The organism is Methylobacterium sp. CM6246, from assembly GCF_054818005.1.
In genome coordinates this window covers 772,534-789,583 of sequence record NZ_JBTXKY010000001.1, presented here as the reverse complement: position 1 = coordinate 789,583, position 17,050 = coordinate 772,534, and the positions used below count along the sequence as shown (strand labels likewise).

The window sequence follows — 17,050 nt, the reverse complement described above, 5'->3', positions numbered from 1 at the left end:
GGCAACAGCGCGGCCAACGGCGGCGGGGGCGGCGGCCCCTCGGGCTTCACCGCCGACCGTCACCCTGTCCGACGCCCTGGTCGCCTACGACGTTGCGGCGCTCGATCCGAAAGACAAAGGGTTTCGTGCACCGATCAACGCGCTCAACCTCTTCGACCGCAGCTCCACGACCTGCGAGGCGGGCTTCTGCTATCGCGGCGCCCCCGCCACGGTGATCGGCAGCCTGATCTATCGCTGGTAGCGGCTCCCGCGGGGCAGGGGAGCATGGCAGGTTCCCGTCCCCGGCACTGGAGGTCGATGCGGCTCCTGTCCTAAGGCCGGAGCCTCGTCCTCCCACCCGGGCCGCCCATGCTCTCGACCCTGCTGGTCGTGCTGCCGATCTTCGCGCTGATCTTCGCCGGCTGGCTGGCGCGGCGGATCGGCGTGCTCGGCACTGCGGCGACCACCGAGCTCAACCGGTTCGTGGTGTTCCTGGCCCTGCCGGCGCTGCTGTTCGACGTGACCGCGCACGCGCATTGGAGCGCGATCTGGAAACCCGGCTTCATCGGCGCCTTCGGGCTGAGCAGCCTCGCGGTGTTCGCCGTGACGGTGCTGATCCGGCGCGGGGAGGGGCGACCGCTCTCCGACGCCGCCGTGGACGGGCTCAACGCCGGCTATCCCAATACCGGCTTCATGGGCTTTCCGCTCGGGCTGGTCGCGTTCGGCCCGGAGGCGCTGGCCCCGACAACCGTGGCTGCGATCCTCACGGTCTGCGGGGTGTTCGCGGTGGCGATCGTGCTGATCGAGACCGGCCTGCGGCGGGAGACCGGCGATGGCGGCGCGGGCGGGTCCGGCGTCCCGGTCTGGCGCACGGTCGGCCGGTCGCTGATCCGCAACCCGCTCCTGGTGGCGCCGGCGCTGGGCGCCCTGGTACCGACCGCCGGCCTCACCCTGCCGGTGTCGGCCGAGACCTTCCTGAAGCTCCTCGGGGGCGCGGCCTCGCCCTGCGCCCTGGTGGCGCTCGGCTTGTTCCTGGCCCAGAAGCGCCGGCCCGGCGGCGCGCAGACCCGGGCGGCCGCCCTTCTGGTCGGCCTCAAGCTCGCTGGGCAGCCGCTGCTGGCCTACGGGCTCGGCCGCTTCCTGTTCGACCTGCCGCCGCTGCTGCTGCACGTCGCGGTGCTGATGGCGGCCCTCCCCACCGGCACCGGCCCGTTCATGCTGGCGGAATTCTACCGCCGGGAGGCCGACCTGACCGCCCGGGTGGTGCTGGTCTCGACGATCCTGTCGATCGTCACGGTGTCGGGCTATCTGGCAACGGTCTGAAACACCGCGACCACGCTCCCGCCGCAGAGGAATCGTAACGGTTGCCGCGTAGCCTCATGGCGCGGCCCGCCCGGTCCGGGCTAAGAGTGGCGGCGATGACGCGGGGCGGAACGGCGACGTGATGGTGCGTTCGGAAGTATCGGTTGCGGGCCGGGTCGGCCGCCTCGCCTGCGTCGCCGGCCTGGCGCTGAGCCTGTCGGCCTGCTTCCGTCCGTTGTACGGGCCGACCGCCTCCGGCGAGACCGTGCAGGCCCTGCTGGCCTCCGTGCAGGTCGACGACGTGGCGATGGCGCAAGGGCAGGAGCGGCTCGGGCATTACCTGCGCAGCGAACTGGTGTTCGAGCTCGACGGGTCGGGCCAGCCGTCGAGCAAGCGCTATCGGCTGAAGCTCTCGGGCTCCGAGATCGTGCAGACCCCGATCGTCTCCTCCACCACCGGCCGCGCCGAGGCCGGTACGCTGGTCGCCAACATCAAGTACAGCCTGGAGGACATGGCCGGCGCCAAGGTCTACTCCGAGGGCGTGGCCACCTCGACCGCGACCTACGACCGCTCGGTCCAGCGCTTCGCCAGCCAGCGGGCGGCGCGCGACGCCGAGATCCGCCTGGCCAGCGTGCTGGCGGACCAGATCAAGACCCGCCTCGCGGCCGTGCTGTCGACCAAGCCGTGAGCCGGCTTTGACGGCCGTCAAGGCGGGCGAGATCGAGGGGCTGATCCGGCGCGGGCCCGATCCGCGCATCCCGGTGATCCTAGTCTACGGGCCCGATACCGGCCTGGTCACAGAGCGCGCCCGCAAGCTCGCCGAGGATTTCGTCACCGACCCCGGCGATCCCTTCGCGCTGGTGCGGATCGACGGCGACACCCTCGCCTCCGACCCGGGCCGGCTGTGCGACGAGGCCGGCACGATGGGGCTGTTCGGCGGCCGCCGGTCGATCTGGGTCCGGCCCGGCAGCCGCAACTACGCGCCCGCCGTCGAGGCGGTGCTGGCCGCCGAGATCGCCGACGCGCGCGTCGTCGTGGAGGGCGGCGACCTCGCCAAGAACAACCCGATGCGCGTCCTCTGCGAGCGCTCGCCCCGGGCGCTGGCGATTCCCTGCTACGCCGACGACGAGCGCACGCTCGGCGACCTGATCGACCGCACCCTTCAGGAGCGCAGCCTGCGGATCGACCGGGCCGCCCGGGAAGTCCTGGTCCGCAGCCTGGGCGGCGACCGACGGGCGAGCCTAATGGAGATCGAGAAGCTGGCGCTCTACGCGGCCGGGGAGGGGACCGTGACCCTCGACCATGTCGAGGCCGTGACCAGCGACGTCGCCGCCAGCGTGCTCAACACCCTGATCGACGCCGCCTTCGACGGACGCCGCGAGGCGGTGGAGCGCGACTACCGGCGCTTCCGGCACGAGGGGCTGGATCCCGGCGTGGTGCTGGGCTCGGCCCTGCGGCACGCCCTGACCCTGCTGGCGACTCGCCTCGACAATCCGGACAAGACCCCGGCCCTGATGGCGGCGGCCTGGCGGGGCCTGCATTTCAAGCGCAAGGCCAGCATCGAGGGCCAGCTCGCCACGTGGCCGGCCGGCACCCTCCGGCAGGCCGCCAAGGCCCTGCAGGAGGCCGTCCTGGCCTGCCGACGGGCCGAGCCGGAACTGGCCCACGCTCTCGCTTCGGCGGCGCTGCTGCGGGTGGCGGAGGCGGGGGCAAGGCGGCGGCGTTAGAGGTGATGCTGGCTCGATAGGACGTGCAGGCCTGCAATGGCGTGCGTTCCCCTCACGGGGGATTTGAGTCTTCGCACGGTCGGGACTTCTCGCAGCGCGCGATCCTCCACCTCGTCATCTCAGGGCCGCGCAGCGCAGCCCGGGATCCATAGACGCCGAAAGATCAAGGTCCGGCGCCGTCGGCGGATCCGGATTCCGGGCTCGCCTGCGGCGCCCCGGAACGACAAGGCGATTCATCCTATGGCCGCGACACCTCCGATCGAAGGCGGGATCTCGGAGGTCGTTGAAGCGCTGGGAGACCGCGAAACGCGTCCTCAGCCCTCCTCCGGCTCCGACACCTTGAAGCGGTTGAGCAAACCTTCCAGCTCGTCCTGGGTCTCGTAGCGGATGCGAATCTCGCCGGATTCCGCGTCCTTGGGCTTGTACGTCACCTCGACGCCCAGGGCCCGGCGGATGCGCAATTCCAGGTCGCGCACCGGGGCAGGGCGCTCGGCGGAGAGCCGCGGACGGCCGGGGCGGGGGGTGTCGGGCTTCGCGGCCTCGGCGGCCTCCGACGCCGCCACCGCCTCGACCTCGCGCACCGACAGGCCTTCGGCCACGACCCGGCGGGCCACGCCCTCGGGATCGCGCACGGCCAGGAGCGCCCGGGCATGGCCGGCGGTGAGTTCCCCGGCGGTGACCCGGTCCTGCACGGCGGGCGGCAGGTTGAGCAGCCGCAGGGTGTTGGCGAGATGGCTGCGGCTCTTGCCGAGGATCTCGGCCAACTCCTTCTGGGTATAGGCGAAATCCTGCATCAGGCGCTCGTAGCCCGAAGCCTCCTCGATCGGGTTGAGGTCGGCCCGCTGGACGTTCTCCAGGATGGCGAATTCCAGGGAGGCGCGGTCGTCGATCTCGACGATCACCACCGGCACCTCGTCGAGGCCGCCCTTCTGGGCCGCGCGCCAGCGCCGCTCGCCCGCCACGATCTCGAAAGCCCCCGGCACATCGCCGAGCGGCCGGACCACGATCGGCTGGATGATGCCGCGCTGGCTGATCGATGTCGCGAGCTCGGCGAGTTCCGCCTCGCCGAAGCTGCGGCGCGGGTTGCGCGGGTTCGGGCGCAGGAATTCCACCGGGACCTTGCGCTGCGGCTCGATCTTTCCGTCGAGCTTGGCCGCCTGTCCGGCGTCGCCGAAATCGCCGATCAGCGCCGCGAGCCCGCGCCCGAGACGGGGTCGTGCCCCCTCCTCCGCCATCCTTGTCACCCGTGTCACGCTCCGCACTCGATCCCCGGCTTCTGGGGATCACACAATCACGCCGCCGCCGGCACCCGGCCTTCACGCTGGATCACCTCGGAGGCGAGGCGCAGATACGCTTGGCTGCCGGCACATTTCAAATCGTAGAGCAAAGCCGGCTTGCCGTGGGACGGCGCCTCGGAGATGCGGACGTTCCGGGGGATCACGGTCTCGTAGACCTTGTCGCCCATGAAACCGCGCACATCCGCCACCACCTGGGCGGAGAGGTTGTTGCGCGGGTCGAACATCGTCAGCACGATGCCCTGGATGGTCAGCTTCGGGTTCAGGGCGCCCCGGACCTGCTCGACGGTGCGCAGCAGCTGGCTCAGGCCCTCCAGGGCGAAGAACTCGCATTGCAGCGGCACCAGCACCGCGTCGGCGGCGGCGAGCGCGTTGATGGTCAGCAGGTTGAGCGAGGGCGGGCAATCGATCAGCACGTAGCTGATCCGGTTCAGGCTCTGCGCCTGGGCGATGTCCTTGAGCACGGCGCGCAGCCGGTGCGCCCGGTCGGGCAGGGTCGCCAGCTCCATCTCCAGGCCGAGCAGATCCATGGTGGAGGGCGCGATCGACAGCCGCGGCACCGCCGTGGGGATCACCGCCTCGGCCAGCGTCGCCTCGCCGATCATGACGTCGTAGGTCGAGACGTGACGGCGTGCCCGGTCGATGCCCAGCCCCGTGGAGGCGTTGCCCTGCGGATCGAGATCGAGCACCAGCACGTCCTCGCCGATCGCCGCCAGCGCGGTGCCGAGGTTGATCGCGGTCGTGGTCTTGCCGACGCCGCCCTTCTGGTTGGCGAGCGCGAGGATGCGCAGGGGATGCCGCACGGACGGGCCTGGGGTGGAGCTACGGGCGGGATCACGGACAGGATCGCGGGAAGGATCCATGGACCGGTCGGCGGAGTCGCCGAGGATCGCTTCGGTCATCGATGGCTCGGGGCGGCGAGGGCAGTGACGCGCACGATCCGGGCTTCGGAATCAGTCCGGCTCGGCACGAGGTCGTTAACGACTCTCCACTGCGCGGCGGCCTGGGTCAATTCAGCTTGCACGTCGCGCCCTTTCGGAAACAGGCCGGTGGTGCCCGTTTTCAACAGCGGCTCGGTCCAGGCGAGGAGCTGCGTCATCGGCGCCAGAGCACGGGCGCAGACCACGTCGACGCCAGCGAACTCGCCGATCACCGCCTCGATCCGCGCGTTGCGCACCCGCGCCGGGGCACCGGTCAGCCGCGCCGTCTCGGTGAGGAAGGCGCATTTGCGTGCGTTGCTCTCCACCAGATCGACCTGGATGCCGCGTGACCGACCCGCGATGGCGAGGATCAAGCCCGGTATCCCGGCGCCGGAACCGAGGTCCAGCCAGGTCTGGGCCTCGGGGGCGAGGTCCAGGAGTTGCAGCGCGTCGTCGATGTGCCGGCTCCAGACCTCCGCCAGGGTGGCCGGGCCGACGAGGTTCTTGATCGGCTGCCAGCGCCGGAGCTGCGCGACGTAGAGATCGAGCAGCGCGGCTGTTTCACGTGAAACACCGGAGGCCGCCAGGATCCGGGTGCGGTCCGAGTCGCTCATGACGCGCGCCGGCCGGCGTCCGGCACGGCCCGTCTGGCATGGGCGGCCAGGAGGGTGAGGGCAGCCGGCGTGACGCCCTCGATCCGGGCCGCCTGGCCGAGGGTGCCCGGCCGGACGGTCTCAAGCTTGACCCGCATCTCGTTCGAAAGGCCGCTGATCCCGGCATAGTCGAGGCTCGGCGGCAGCCGCACGGCCTCGTCGCGCCGGAAGGCGGCGATGTCGGCGTTCTGCCGATCGAGATAGACCGCGTAGGTCGCGTCGGTCTTGAGCCGGTCCGCCACCCGCGGCGACGTCCCGGCCAGTTCCGGCCAGATCGCGGCGAGCTGCCCCCAGGCGATCTCGGGATAGGCCAGCAGCTGGAACGCGCTGCGGCGGATGCCGTCGCGGTTCAGCACGATCCCGTGGGTGGCGGCCTGGCTGGGGGTGAGGCTGACGGCATCGAGGCGGGCCCGCGCCGCCTGGAGCTGCTGCTGGGAGGACGCGAAATGAGCCGCACGGCCCGGCCCGATGCAGCCCAGCGCGAGGCCGCGCGGGGTCAGGCGCTCGTCGGCATTGTCGACCCGCAGCGACAGGCGATACTCGGAGCGCGAGGTGAACATCCGGTACGGCTCGCTGACCCCGTGGGTGACGAGGTCGTCGATCATCACCCCGAGATAGGATTCGGCCCGATCGAAGGTCGCGGCGTCGAGGCCGCCGGCGCGCCGGGCCGCGTTGAGCCCAGCCACGAGCCCTTGGCCGGCCGCCTCCTCGTAGCCGGTGGTGCCGTTGATCTGGCCGGCCAGGAACAGGCCGGGCAGGCGCTTGACCTGCAGCCCGGCATCGAGCTCGCGCGGATCGACGTAATCGTACTCGATGGCGTAGCCCGGCCGCAGGATGGCGGCGCGCTCGAGCCCGGGGATCAGCCGGATGAGGTCGTTCTGCACCGCTTCGGGCAGGGCCGTGGAGATGCCGTTCGGGTAGATCGTCGGATCGTCCAGCCCCTCCGGCTCGAGGAAGATCTGGTGCCCCTCCCGGTCGCCGAAGCGCACCACCTTGTCCTCGATCGACGGGCAGTAGCGCGGGCCGCGGCTGGCGATGCCGCCGGAATACATCGGCGAGCGGTGGAGGTTCGCCCGAATCAGGTCGTGGACCGCCTGGTTGGTCCGGGTGATGCCGCAGCGGATCTGCGGCGTGGTGATCTTGTCCGTGAGCGTCGAGAACGGCACCGGGTCGGCATCCGCGTCCTGCATCTCCAGACCGGACCAGTCGATGGTGCGTCCGTCGAGGCGGGGCGGGGTGCCGGTCTTCAGACGACCCAGTCGCAGGTCGAGCCGGTCGAGGGTCTGGGCCAGCCCGATCGCCGGCGCCTCCCCGACCCGGCCGGCCGGGATCTGGCGCTCGCCGATATGGATCAGCCCGCGCAGGAACGTGCCGGTGGTGAGCACCAGGGCCCCGCAGGCGATGGTGCGGCCATCGGCCAGCACGAGACCGCGGAGGCGCCCCTCGGGATCGAGGACGAGATCCTCGCAGGCGCCCGCAACCACCGTGAGGCCGTCCGTTTCCGCGACGGCCGCCTGCATGGCGGCGGCGTAGAGCTTGCGGTCGGCCTGGGTGCGGGGTCCGCGCACGGCCGGCCCCTTGCGGCGGTTGAGCAGCCGGAACTGGATGCCGGCCGCATCCGCGACCCGGCCCATGAGGCCGTCGAGGGCGTCGACCTCCCGGACGAGATGGCCCTTGCCGAGCCCCCCGATGGCGGGATTGCACGACATCGCCCCGATCGTGGCGGGGTCGTGGGTGACCAGGGCCGTGCGGGCGGCGCAGCGGGCGGCGGCGGCAGCCGCCTCGACGCCGGCATGGCCGCCGCCGACGACCACGACGTCGAACCGATCGGATGATGGGGTGCGCATGCGGGTGATTACGCGGGCGCGGCCGGGACGGTCAACGCACCCGGCCGCGGGACCTTGGGATCAGCCCGGGGAATCGACGCCTGCGAAGGCTGTGTCCAGCGCATGGCGGGGCAGGGCGCCATGAACACGGCGCAGTATTCGAGGCCGTCCGGGCGAGCGCAGCACGAATTCTTGCCGGCAGAACTTCGGAAATTCCAAGCGGCGCGCAGACAGACAAGCTCTCGCGCACGCTTGCCAGTGCTTTCGCGTCGTGCCAGCCTGTACACGAGATGAAATCCTGAACGGACAACGGCGTCCGACAGGCCCCGGGACCGGGACTGTTTCGCAGCGTCGGCGGGCGGCGCGCGATGCGGAGGGATTGCGATGTCGTCGCTGACCATCAGCCTGGGTGCCGCCTGCTGCGCGGCCGGCGCCGCCGCCCACTTCCTCGATCACACCCACCGCAAGGAAGGCCTGTTCGGCCTGGCGGCCTTCGGGCTGCTGCTGACCGGGATGTTCCTCAGCCGGTCATAGGCGGGCGTGGCGGTCGAAATCTGGGGGTAGCTGTTCCCCGCCCCACCCCGCGGCGCGACCTCATCCGACGCGAGCCGAGCGCGGACGGGAGATGCCGACCGGGCTTCCCCTCACCCGGTCATGGCCGTGGCGGTGTAGCCGGCCTTGGTGAGGGCGTCGGCGATCACCAGGGCCTGGGCGTCGGTGCGGATCGCGACACGCCCGGATTCCCGGTCCACCTCGACCTCGGCCCCCGGGTCGATCCGGTTGACCGTGCGGGTCACCGCGGCGGCGCAGCCGTCGCAGGTCATGCCCTCCACCTGCATCAGCAGGTCGGCGCGCGTCTCGTCCATCCGGGCCTCCATCAACCGTGTCACCGGCATTACTATGACGGGCATGTCGGAGCGCGGCGCAGCCGGCGCAAGACGCCTCAGAATTGAGCGGGCATGCGGAACGCGTAGTCGACCTTCAGGCCGAACTGGAACTGGTCGGGATTGCCGAACGGCCGGCGCACCAGCGGGCTGTCGCCGGACGCGCCCAGGATGCGGGCGTAGCCGGCATAGGCCGTGTAGGCCCAGGTCTCGCTCTGGGTGTAGGTCACGGCGCCGAGCACCCCCGCCGAATAGAAGCCGCCGGGATTGTACGGGGTCACACGGCCGTTGAGCGCGGCCTCGGCCGGCGACACGCCAAAATACTTCCGGGCGTAGCTGGCATCGCCGACGTTGAGGCGCGGGCCGATCGAGAACAGGAACGCACCCGTCGGCATCAGGTAGTCGGCGGCCAAGGAGCCGACCGTGCCGTGATGCCCGTAGACGCCCTGGCGGATTTCCACACGGGTGCGGATGGACGGGGCGGGGTAGAACTCGGCGAACACGCCGGGCTCCAGGGCGATGCGCGCATCCCGGAATCCGAACAGGTGGCGCCGGTCGTCACCGTAATAGCGGCCGGGCACGATCCGGGCGGTCGGGCCGATCCGGAACACCGGATCGTCGTAGAACGAGACGCTGAAGCCGTCATCCGAGGTCGAGAAGCGGCGCGGCTCGCCGGCCTTGCGGATGTCGATCGAGGGATAGCCGACCGCGGTGTAGTCCGATGCGCCGGGATAGCGCGGGATTGCCTGGAGCGAGGCGCTGACCGTGACGATCCAGGTGCTCGGATCGACGTCGCCCGGTTCGAGCTGCGTGAAGACCGGCCCCCGGCGCGCGGGCGCCGCCTCAAGATCTGCCGCGCGGCTCGGGGCGGCGGCGAGGACCAGAACGAGGGCGCCGACGGACGAGCCGACACGACGGAGAGAACGGAGCATCGGAACGCACTTCGGAACGCTTGAAGACACTGTGGTCATAGCCGCGCTTTATGCCGCCTTTTCTTTCCATCCACATGAGCGACCCGCGCAATCGTCTTCCGAGCACTCGCAAACCGCCTGTCCGTGACGATTCCGCAACGTTCCGGCTGGCTCCGGCACCACACCGGGCGGAAATCGCGTCCGCTCGCCTTGCCGCCGGGGCCGCGCGGCGACAAAGATCTCCGAATCGGTCTTCGCCCGCCGAATCAATCCCGGGACTTCTCCCGGCGGCCGGTGCGTGACCCGGGTAGGTGTTTTTGAAGATGGTCCCGGTCCTCGGCCGGTACGCGGGGCTGTTGGCGGCCGGGCTCCTGGCGCTGGTCGTGCTCGGGCCGCTGGCGGTGTTCGCGCCGCTCATGAGCGCCCTGGCGCTCGGTGCGCTCGCCGCCGTGGCGGCCGGCCTCGCCCAGGCGCGTACCACCGCCCTGAAGGCGCGCTGCGAGAAGCTGTCCGGCGAGGTCGATCTGCTGTCCCGGCGGCTGCTGAAGGCCGAGACCGCCGTCGTGCCGCCGCGGCCGGAGGCCGGCGATCCCGCACTGCGGGCCGAGGTCCAGGAGCTGACCGTGGAGCTGGGGCTGCTCAGCGGCATCGTCCGCGACCTGACCACGGTGGTCAGCACCCAGGATACCGAGATCGCCAGCCTCAAGGCCCGGCCCGAGCCGCGCCCGGAGCCCCCGCCAGCCGCGCTGCCGCCGGCCGAGCCGGTGCGCATCCCGGCGGCCCCCGGCGCCGAGCCTGACACGGCAATTCCCGCGAGCCCGCCGCGGGCGGCCCAGCCCGCGCCGCAGCCCGTCGCCGGGACGCGCACTCCGGAGGCACCGCCGGTGCCGCGCCCGATCCCGCCCCGTCCCGCCCCCCGAGCCGCCGCGCCTTGGTCCGCCACGCCTCTGACCGCCACGCCTCAGGCCGACCACGAGGCCGAGATCGTCCGGGCTTTCGAGGCGGATGCCCTCGAGATCCACCTGCAGCCGACGGTGAGCCTGCCCCAGCGCAAGGTCACGGCCTACGAGGCGCTGGCCCGCCTGCGGGTCGATGGCCAGCTGACCGAGCCGGAGGCGTTCCTCCCGGTGCTGGAGCGCTACGGCCGCACCACCGAGCTCGACCGGCGCATGCTGCAGCGGGCCGCCATCGTGGTCCGCCACCTCGCCCGCCGGGGCAGCGAGACCATGCTGACCTACGGCCTGTCGCCGCTCTCGCTGTTCGAGCCCGGGCTGCTGCGCGAGCTGGCCCGCACGGTCGCGGACGATCCGGCCCTGGCCGGGCTGGCGATCGCGCTGCCGCAGGCGAGCTGGCAGGGTCTCGATGGCGGGCAGCGCGGCCTGCTCCTGTCGCTGCGGGGCCGGATCGGGTTCAGCCTCGACCGGGCGGACGACCTGCGCTTCGACGTGGCCCAGCTCGCGGGGCTCGGGGTCGGCCAGGTCAAGGTTCCGGCCGAGCTGCTGCTGCGGCCGGGGCCGGAGCGACGGCGCCTGTCGGACATCGCCATCGAGGATCTCGCCCCGGCCCTGGCCCGGGCCGGCATCCGCCTGATCGCCACCGGCGTCGCCGACGAGGCGGACGTGCCGGACCTGATCGACCTCGACATCCCGTACGCCCAGGGTGCCGCCTTCGCGGCGCCACGGCCGGTGCGCGCCGAGGTTTTGGCCGCGCCGCCGCCGGAGCCGCCGCCCGCGCCGGCCGAGCCCGAGCCCGAGCGGCGGCCGTTCCGCTCGGTCCTGCGCAGAGCCGTCTGACCGGCGGTCCGAGCCGTGCGGCTCACCAATAGATCTGAAGCCGTCCCAGAACGGTGTCGACCGAGAACGGCGCGGTGCCCCGCGCGTCCGACTGGGCCGCGCCGGGCTGAACGCGGCCGTGGATGACGTTCGCGATCAGGCGCAGGTTCGGCTCGGGATACCAGCTCAGGCCCAGGCTCACGTCCCGCTCGGCGCCGCCGCGAAAGCCCCGGGCGTTCAGCTCGATGGCGCTGTAGCGGGCGGACAGCTCGAACACGCCGATCCCGCCCCGGGAGACCCGCTGGTCGTCCCGGGGCTGGACGCCCCTGAAAATCGCGTAGGTCGTTCCGCCATTGGGGGCCAGCGCGTAGGCGCGGCCGGCGCCGTTCAGCACCCAGCCGGCCTCGACATACCCGCCTTGAAAATTGAGGCCAGGGACGGCCCCGCCCGGGCCGCCGAACCGGTCGATCGCGGCGTGGATATACTCGGCCTGCACCAGGACGGGGCCGTTGCGATAGGCGAACTCGGCGCCGACCCGGGACACGCGCGCCACGTCCGGCAGGTCGCCGGTGTCGACGAAGGGGCGCGTGAACAGGAACGTCTCAGGCGCGGTGGAGAAGCCGAACGCACCGTCGGCCCGGCTCCGGCTCTGAAAGACGCCGGCGAGGCCGAAATGCAGGGTCTCGCGCTCTTCCAGGATCGGCGCCACGGTGGCGCGGCCCGCCGCCGCCACCCCGTCCCCGGTGATCCCGTTGCTGGCGGCGTCGCCGAACACGCTCGCCACGGCGGTCCAGGCCTGCCCGTGATGCCCGATAGCGAAGCCGAAGCGGCGATCCGGCACGAACGCGTTGGCGAGGGAGCGCTCGGCGAACAGGGTGTCGTTGTTGCTCTGCAGCCATTCGAGGCTCAGGGGCACCTTCATGTTGCCGAGCGTCAGGATCGTGTCCGGCAGCCCGGTCCAGGCGACGAAGGCGTCGTTGATCGGCAGGACCGGGTCGCTGAAATCGTACTGGAAGGCGACCACCCAATCCTTCCCGATGGTGAGCGTCGGCTCGATCCAGGAGCGGCGCACCGCGACGCTGTCGGGGAAGGCCGCGGCGAGGCCCGGCCGGCTGAAGCTGGCCGCGCCAGCATCCAGGTGGAGGCGGCCACCGATCTGGAGCTTCATCTCCGGCTCGGGCACGGTGAAGGTCAGGCCCTTCGCGTCGTAGCGCAGGCGCTCGCCGGCGGGGCCGGCCATACCCTCGATCGCATCCTCGGCCGCCCCGGCGGGCGAGGCGGCCAGGGTCAGGACCACGAGGGCAGGGACGGGGCGCATGCCCATCACCGGGCCATGGATCGGGCGGGGCGCCAATGACGTAGAGCAAGAATCGCCCGAATGATCGGGAGCGTGGCCCCGCGGTCCCAGTCCGTGCGGAGCGGATCCCGGACCGACGGCCGATCAGCCTCCGGCGGCCCCGTCGAGATGCGTCCGGATGTAGCGCCCCGCGCTCGCCAGGGACCGCCGGCCGGCCGCGACCTCCGGGTAGAACAGGTGCCAGGCATGGATCATGTGCGGCCAGACCTGCAACTCGACCGCCACGTCCGCGGCCGCCGCCACCCCGGCGAGCCGCAGGGCGTCGTCGAGAAGCGTCTCCGCGGAACCGACCTGGATCAGCATCGGGGGCAGCCCGGCGAGATCGGCGCGGATCGGCGAGACCAATGGGTCGCCGGGATCGGCACCGTTGAGGTAGGCGGCGGCGAGTTCGGCGAGGTAGACCCGGCTGAGCAGCGGATCGACCGCAGCCTTGGTGTCCAGGCTCACCCCGGTGAGCGCGAGGTCAGTCCAGGGCGAGCTGAGCCAGAGGCAGGCGGGCAGGGGCAGGCCGCGCGCGCGCAGGGTCAGGGCCACGGCCAAAGCGAGGCCGCCGCCCGCGCTCTCGCCGGCCAGGGCGATCCGGCCAGGGGCGAACCCGGATTCGAGCAGGAACCGGTAGCCGGCCAGGGCGTCGCCCAGCGCGGTCGGGAACGGGTGCTCCGGCGCGAGCCGGTACGCGAGGGCGAGGGTGCGCGTCCCCGCTTCCCGGCCCGCCTGGGCCACGGCGTGGCGGTGACTCTCCAGCGACCCGGAGACGTAGCCGCCCCCGTGCAGGAACAGGATCACCCGGTCGCGGTCCGCGGCGGGCGTGGCGGTCCATTCCGCGGGCACGTCCCGGAGCTTCGCCGGCTGGACCGCGACATCGTCCGGCAGGCCATATCCCGCCCCCAGCGCATCGACCCGGGCGCGCCGGGCCGCGAGGTCGGCCAGGCGAGGACTGGCCGCGAGGCGTGCACGGATGACGGCGATCTCGCTCGCGTCGACGGAAGGACTCGGCATCGTCGGATCCCGGCACGGTTGAATACAGTCACGATGGCCGGAACCGCGTGATTGGCCAAGATGATCGGGATCCGCAACCCAATGCAACGGGGATTGTGATCGGCGCGCCACCTCGCAGGGCTCTGCCCCGCACCTGCAAAAGGTCGCGGGCCTTTCGAAACCTCGCGTTTTGGCCGGCGCGCCCGGGCGTCGGACGAGCGTTAGACCGCCACGTTGTCGATCAGCCGGGTCCGGCCCAGGAACGCGGCCGCCAGGACCCGCGCCGGGGCCTCGACCCGCTCGACCTGGGCCAGGGTCAGGGTGTCGCAGACCGCGAGGTACTGGACCTCGAAACCCGCGGCCTCCAACGCGGCACGCCCGTCGGCGACAGGGCCCGCCACGGGGCTGCCGCCCTGGGCTGCCGCGGCGATGCCGGCCAGGACCGCGTGCAGGCGCGGCGCCACCGCGCGTTCCTCGGGCGTGAGGTAGCGGTTGCGCGACGACAGGGCGAGGCCGTCCGCCTCGCGCACGGTCGGGACACCCCGGATCTCGACCGCGAGGTCGAGGTCGGCCACCGCCTGCTGGATCACCCGGAGCTGCTGGAAATCCTTCTCGCCGAACAGGGCGACGTCGGGCCCGACCTGGTTCAGCAGCTTGGTCACCACCGTGGCGACCCCGGAGAAGTGGCCGGGCCGGAACGGGCCGCACAGCCCGTCCGTCAAGCCGGCGACATCGATCCGGGTCGCGAAGCCCGGCGGGTACATGGTCTCCACCGCGGGCGTCCAGGCCGCGTCGGCGCCGGCTTGGCCGAGCAGGGCGAGGTCGGCCTCGGCGTCCCGTGGGTAGCGCGAGAAATCTTCGTTCGGGCCGAACTGGGTCGGGTTGACGAAGATGCTCGCCACCACCCGACGGCCGATCCGCCGGGCCTCGGCCACCAGCGCGAGGTGGCCCACATGCAGGGCCCCCATGGTCGGGACCAGGACGACGCGCTCGCCCGCACGCCGCCAGGCGCCCACGCTCTGGCGCAGGGGAGCGAGATCGCTGAAACGCAGGGGATTCGATTCGGGCACGGGTCCGGCTCCGCGGCGGGGCGCCGATCTAGCGCATCGGGCCGGATATCGGAACCGGCACCCGGCGGGCGAACGCCGATGTGCCCCGGCGTATGGCTGAACGCCGGCCGCCACCGTTCGGGACGATGCTCCGGAGCCTGCTCCGGGCGCCGGGACCCCACCGATGCCGGTTCAGGGGCAGTAAGGCAGGAGCGACCGGCCGAACGGGTCGTCGACACCGAGTGGCGGCGTGAAGCCGTAGTAGCTCGGATGCGACAGGCCGTATTCCGAGCCGACATAGCTCGGATCGTCGGGCGCGTTGGTCGGCACCGGCACCCGGCGGGGCGTGCAACCCACGGGGATCGCCCGGGTGCGGAGGGCGTAGACCGGGCGCCGCTCGATTCCATCGTTGCGCGGGAAGAAGCGCGGGCCGCTCCGGGTGACGGTCTCGTAGCTCCCGCGCCCGTCGAGGCCACCGCGGACGTCCAGGTCGGCCGCCCGGGCGCCGGCACACATGGCCAGGAGGGTGAGGCCGAGCACCGTCCCGATCCCGTGCGGCCGGGTCCCGCATGCCCCGCGTCGCTGCCGTGCCGTCACCCGCATGCCGAACCCGTCCCGCATCCCGGGCCAGGGTGCTGCACCGGGGTAAACGGCGGCTTACCGTCGGGGTGTGCCCTTGAGGTGATCGCTCGAAGTGATCGCTTGTCGCGATCCCTGGAACGATTTTTGGAGCGTTCCTTGGAGCGTTCCTCGGGGCCGATCAGGTCAGCGGCACCACCAGGGCCGTCAGCACGGCCGCGAGGTCCCCCTCGGTGAGACGGATCTGCAGGCCGCGCCCGCCGCCGTTCACGTGAATCTCGGCCGCCGGATCCGACAGCGAGCCGGCATCGATCGCGGTGGGAAAAACCCGCTTCGGCCCGAGCGGGCTGATACCGCCGACATGGTAGCCGGTGAGGCGCTCGGCATCCGCGGGCTTGAGCATCGCCGCCGCCTTGCCGGAGAAGGCCGCCGCCACCCGCTTCATCGAGACCTCCTTGTCGGAGGCCACCAGGAGGCAGACCGTCCGCCCATCCACCGCCGCCATCAGGGTCTTCAGCACACGGCCGGGCTCGACGCTCAGCGCTTCCGCGGCCTGGAGGCCGATGCGCGGGGCGTCCGGATCGTAGGCGTAGGCGTGGAGACTGTAACGGATCCCGGCCTTGTCGAGGGCCAGGGTCGCCCGGGTGGTTTTGGTGGCAGGCGTTTTGGTGGCAGGCGTTTTGGCCATGGAGCATCGTCTCGAGAGGTGGCGGCCGAAATTCGTGAGAAGACGCGGCGGACCAAAAAAGGCGCGCGTATCGGACCGGCTCCGATACCCGGCCTGCTGCGCCACTGCAGTCTCGGATCAGGTGGCGCCCACCCTGGCGGCGATGAGCCGGCCGATCTCGGCGTAGGCCGACTCGACAGCCGGCGCGGGGGCCGTGGCTCCGGTGACGTACACGCAGGCGAGGACCGGCGCAGGTCCGGACGGGGAGCCCGGCGGCCGAAGGATCGCCACATCGTTGAACGTGCCGTTGTCGCCGCTGCCGGTCTTGTCGCCGACGATCCAATCCGGTGGCAGCCCCGCGCGCAGGCGCTTGGCCCCCGTCTGGCACGCGATCATCCAGGCCTCCAATCGCCCGCGCGAGGCCGCCGACAGGACCGGACCGAGCAGCACGCGCCCGAGGGTCTGGCGCATCGCCTCCGGGCTGGTGGTGTCGCGCGGATCGCCCGGCAACGCGGTGTTCAAGGCCGGCTCGTCCCGGTCGAGGCGGGTGCGGGTATCGCCGGTGCCGCGCAGCCAGACGGTCAACGCTTTGGGTCCGCCCAGCGCGGTCAGCAGCAGGTAGGCCGCGCTGTTGTCGCTCCACACGATCGCGGCGGCGCAGAGGTCGGAGATCGACATCCGCCCGGTGCCGCCGCCGGCCTCCACGACCTTCCGGGTCACGGGTGCATAGCTCAGGAGGATGTCGGGTCCGAAGTCGACGACCCGGTCCAGGGATTCCGATCCCGCATCGACCCGCGCCAGGATGGCCGCGACGGCGACCGCCTTGAATGTGCTGCACATCGGGAACAGCTCGTCCGCCCGGTGGCTCAGGAGCACGCGGTCCCGTGTCCCGGCCAAGACCCCGAGACGGCCGCCGAGACGCCGTTCGATCTCCGCCAGGGTCGGGGCCGTCTCATCGGCCCGGACGGTCCCCTGGCTCAGGATTAACGGTGCGGCGAGGACGCCGAGGCAAACGGTACGGCGGGTCCAGGACGTCACGGCGTCTCGCTCTCTCGGTGGATCGTCCCGCCGATCTTAAGCGTCGGCGTGACCGATCGATGACGCCAGGGGCGCGACTCGCCGCATCGGAGTGATACACGGGCTGGAGCGCG

The 17,050-nt window shown here is 71.9% G+C and carries 17 protein-coding genes and 1 pseudogene; 6 read left to right on the top strand and 12 right to left on the bottom strand.

Features of this window, described 5'->3' with window-relative positions:
• Positions 1-52 precede the first annotated feature (52 nt).
• The 4 genes and pseudogenes from ACYQPG_RS03920 to holA form a co-directional block, all read left to right on the top strand.
• Positions 53-241 (top strand): annotated as a pseudogene (locus tag ACYQPG_RS03920) (hypothetical protein); the annotation flags it as partial.
• A 107-nt stretch (positions 242-348) separates the two neighbouring features.
• Entirely contained in the window at positions 349-1,302 is a 954-nt protein-coding gene (locus tag ACYQPG_RS03915; protein WP_147910369.1) for an AEC family transporter, read from the top strand.
• A gap of 121 nt (positions 1,303-1,423) precedes the next feature.
• A complete protein-coding gene (gene lptE / locus ACYQPG_RS03910; RefSeq protein ID WP_147910370.1) occupies positions 1,424-1,969 on the top strand; it encodes an LPS assembly lipoprotein LptE in 546 nt (181 codons plus the stop codon).
• A gap of 7 nt (positions 1,970-1,976) precedes the next feature.
• Positions 1,977-3,008 (top strand): DNA polymerase III subunit delta, encoded by a 1,032-nt coding sequence (gene holA / locus ACYQPG_RS03905; RefSeq protein WP_147940902.1) that lies wholly within the window; start codon positions 1,977-1,979, stop codon positions 3,006-3,008.
• A gap of 314 nt (positions 3,009-3,322) precedes the next feature.
• Here holA and ACYQPG_RS03900 read toward each other — a convergent pair whose 3' ends face one another.
• The 4 genes from ACYQPG_RS03900 to mnmG are packed head-to-tail and all read right to left on the bottom strand — an operon-like array spanning position 3,323 to position 7,723.
• On the bottom strand, positions 3,323-4,243 hold the full coding sequence (locus tag ACYQPG_RS03900; protein WP_147940901.1) for a ParB/RepB/Spo0J family partition protein: 921 nt from the start codon (positions 4,241-4,243) through the stop codon (positions 3,323-3,325).
• Between the two features lie 56 nt (positions 4,244-4,299).
• Positions 4,300-5,205, bottom strand: coding sequence for a ParA family protein (locus ACYQPG_RS03895; RefSeq protein ID WP_246692111.1), 906 nt, complete (start codon positions 5,203-5,205; stop codon positions 4,300-4,302).
• Positions 5,202-5,837 carry a 16S rRNA (guanine(527)-N(7))-methyltransferase RsmG gene (rsmG, locus tag ACYQPG_RS03890; RefSeq protein ID WP_461230295.1) on the bottom strand — a complete coding sequence of 212 codons (636 nt, stop codon included), beginning with the start codon at positions 5,835-5,837 and terminating at the stop codon, positions 5,202-5,204. The genes ACYQPG_RS03895 and rsmG overlap by 4 nt, the downstream gene beginning before the upstream one ends.
• Complete coding sequence (mnmG, locus tag ACYQPG_RS03885; protein ID WP_461230294.1) at positions 5,834-7,723, bottom strand: tRNA uridine-5-carboxymethylaminomethyl(34) synthesis enzyme MnmG; 1,890 nt, start codon at positions 7,721-7,723, stop codon at positions 5,834-5,836. Before mnmG ends, rsmG begins: the two co-directional genes overlap by 4 nt.
• A gap of 363 nt (positions 7,724-8,086) precedes the next feature.
• Between mnmG and ACYQPG_RS03880 the strand changes: the two genes are divergently transcribed.
• Complete coding sequence (locus ACYQPG_RS03880; protein ID WP_461230293.1) at positions 8,087-8,236, top strand: hypothetical protein; 150 nt, start codon at positions 8,087-8,089, stop codon at positions 8,234-8,236.
• Between the two features lie 110 nt (positions 8,237-8,346).
• Here ACYQPG_RS03880 and ACYQPG_RS03875 read toward each other — a convergent pair whose 3' ends face one another.
• A complete protein-coding gene (locus tag ACYQPG_RS03875) occupies positions 8,347-8,568 on the bottom strand; it encodes a heavy-metal-associated domain-containing protein (protein WP_147857329.1) in 222 nt (73 codons plus the stop codon).
• Between the two features lie 77 nt (positions 8,569-8,645).
• Positions 8,646-9,518, bottom strand: a complete 873-nt coding sequence (locus tag ACYQPG_RS03870) for a MipA/OmpV family protein (RefSeq protein WP_461230292.1) — start codon at positions 9,516-9,518, stop codon at positions 8,646-8,648.
• A 302-nt stretch (positions 9,519-9,820) separates the two neighbouring features.
• Between ACYQPG_RS03870 and ACYQPG_RS03865 the strand changes: the two genes are divergently transcribed.
• Positions 9,821-11,290, top strand: coding sequence for an EAL domain-containing protein (locus tag ACYQPG_RS03865; protein WP_461230291.1), 1,470 nt, complete (start codon positions 9,821-9,823; stop codon positions 11,288-11,290).
• Positions 11,291-11,312: 22 nt separating this feature from the next.
• On the opposite strand, the gene ACYQPG_RS03860 is transcribed toward ACYQPG_RS03865, so the two are convergent.
• The 6 genes from ACYQPG_RS03860 to bla all read right to left on the bottom strand — a co-directional run bounded on the left by ACYQPG_RS03860 (position 11,313) and on the right by bla (position 16,937).
• Complete coding sequence (locus tag ACYQPG_RS03860) at positions 11,313-12,587, bottom strand: OprO/OprP family phosphate-selective porin (protein ID WP_461230290.1); 1,275 nt, start codon at positions 12,585-12,587, stop codon at positions 11,313-11,315.
• A gap of 123 nt (positions 12,588-12,710) precedes the next feature.
• Positions 12,711-13,625, bottom strand: coding sequence for an alpha/beta hydrolase (locus ACYQPG_RS03855; protein WP_461230289.1), 915 nt, complete (start codon positions 13,623-13,625; stop codon positions 12,711-12,713).
• Between the two features lie 200 nt (positions 13,626-13,825).
• Positions 13,826-14,674 carry a pantoate--beta-alanine ligase gene (gene panC, locus ACYQPG_RS03850; RefSeq protein WP_461230288.1) on the bottom strand — a complete coding sequence of 283 codons (849 nt, stop codon included), beginning with the start codon at positions 14,672-14,674 and terminating at the stop codon, positions 13,826-13,828.
• Positions 14,675-14,845: 171 nt separating this feature from the next.
• Entirely contained in the window at positions 14,846-15,169 is a 324-nt protein-coding gene (locus tag ACYQPG_RS03845; RefSeq protein WP_147910443.1) for a hypothetical protein, read from the bottom strand.
• 244 nt (positions 15,170-15,413) lie between these two features.
• Positions 15,414-15,920, bottom strand: a complete 507-nt coding sequence (locus ACYQPG_RS03840; protein ID WP_461230287.1) for a YbaK/EbsC family protein — start codon at positions 15,918-15,920, stop codon at positions 15,414-15,416.
• Between the two features lie 117 nt (positions 15,921-16,037).
• Complete coding sequence (gene bla, locus ACYQPG_RS03835) at positions 16,038-16,937, bottom strand: class A beta-lactamase (RefSeq protein ID WP_461230286.1); 900 nt, start codon at positions 16,935-16,937, stop codon at positions 16,038-16,040.
• Between the last annotated feature and the right edge of the window lie 113 nt (positions 16,938-17,050).

Bases quoted from the DNA above. Each gene is read 5' to 3' on its own strand.
- ACYQPG_RS03915 (WP_147910369.1), top strand. From the start codon at position 349: ATGCTCTCGACCCTGCTGGTCGTGCTGCCGATCTTCGCGCTGATCTTC.
- lptE (WP_147910370.1), top strand. From the start codon at position 1,424: ATGGTGCGTTCGGAAGTATCGGTTGCGGGCCGGGTCGGCCGCCTCGCC.
- ACYQPG_RS03900 (WP_147940901.1), bottom strand. From the start codon at position 4,243: ATGGCGGAGGAGGGGGCACGACCCCGTCTCGGGCGCGGGCTCGCGGCG.
- ACYQPG_RS03895 (WP_246692111.1), bottom strand. From the start codon at position 5,205: ATGACCGAAGCGATCCTCGGCGACTCCGCCGACCGGTCCATGGATCCT.
- rsmG (WP_461230295.1), bottom strand. From the start codon at position 5,837: ATGAGCGACTCGGACCGCACCCGGATCCTGGCGGCCTCCGGTGTTTCA.
- mnmG (WP_461230294.1), bottom strand. From the start codon at position 7,723: ATGCGCACCCCATCATCCGATCGGTTCGACGTCGTGGTCGTCGGCGGC.
- ACYQPG_RS03880 (WP_461230293.1), top strand. From the start codon at position 8,087: ATGTCGTCGCTGACCATCAGCCTGGGTGCCGCCTGCTGCGCGGCCGGC.
- ACYQPG_RS03875 (WP_147857329.1), bottom strand. From the start codon at position 8,568: ATGGACGAGACGCGCGCCGACCTGCTGATGCAGGTGGAGGGCATGACC.
- ACYQPG_RS03870 (WP_461230292.1), bottom strand. From the start codon at position 9,518: ATGCTCCGTTCTCTCCGTCGTGTCGGCTCGTCCGTCGGCGCCCTCGTT.
- ACYQPG_RS03865 (WP_461230291.1), top strand. From the start codon at position 9,821: ATGGTCCCGGTCCTCGGCCGGTACGCGGGGCTGTTGGCGGCCGGGCTC.
- ACYQPG_RS03860 (WP_461230290.1), bottom strand. From the start codon at position 12,587: ATGCGCCCCGTCCCTGCCCTCGTGGTCCTGACCCTGGCCGCCTCGCCC.
- ACYQPG_RS03855 (WP_461230289.1), bottom strand. From the start codon at position 13,625: ATGCCGAGTCCTTCCGTCGACGCGAGCGAGATCGCCGTCATCCGTGCA.
- ACYQPG_RS03845 (WP_147910443.1), bottom strand. From the start codon at position 15,169: ATGTGTGCCGGCGCCCGGGCGGCCGACCTGGACGTCCGCGGTGGCCTC.
- ACYQPG_RS03840 (WP_461230287.1), bottom strand. From the start codon at position 15,920: ATGGCCAAAACGCCTGCCACCAAAACGCCTGCCACCAAAACCACCCGG.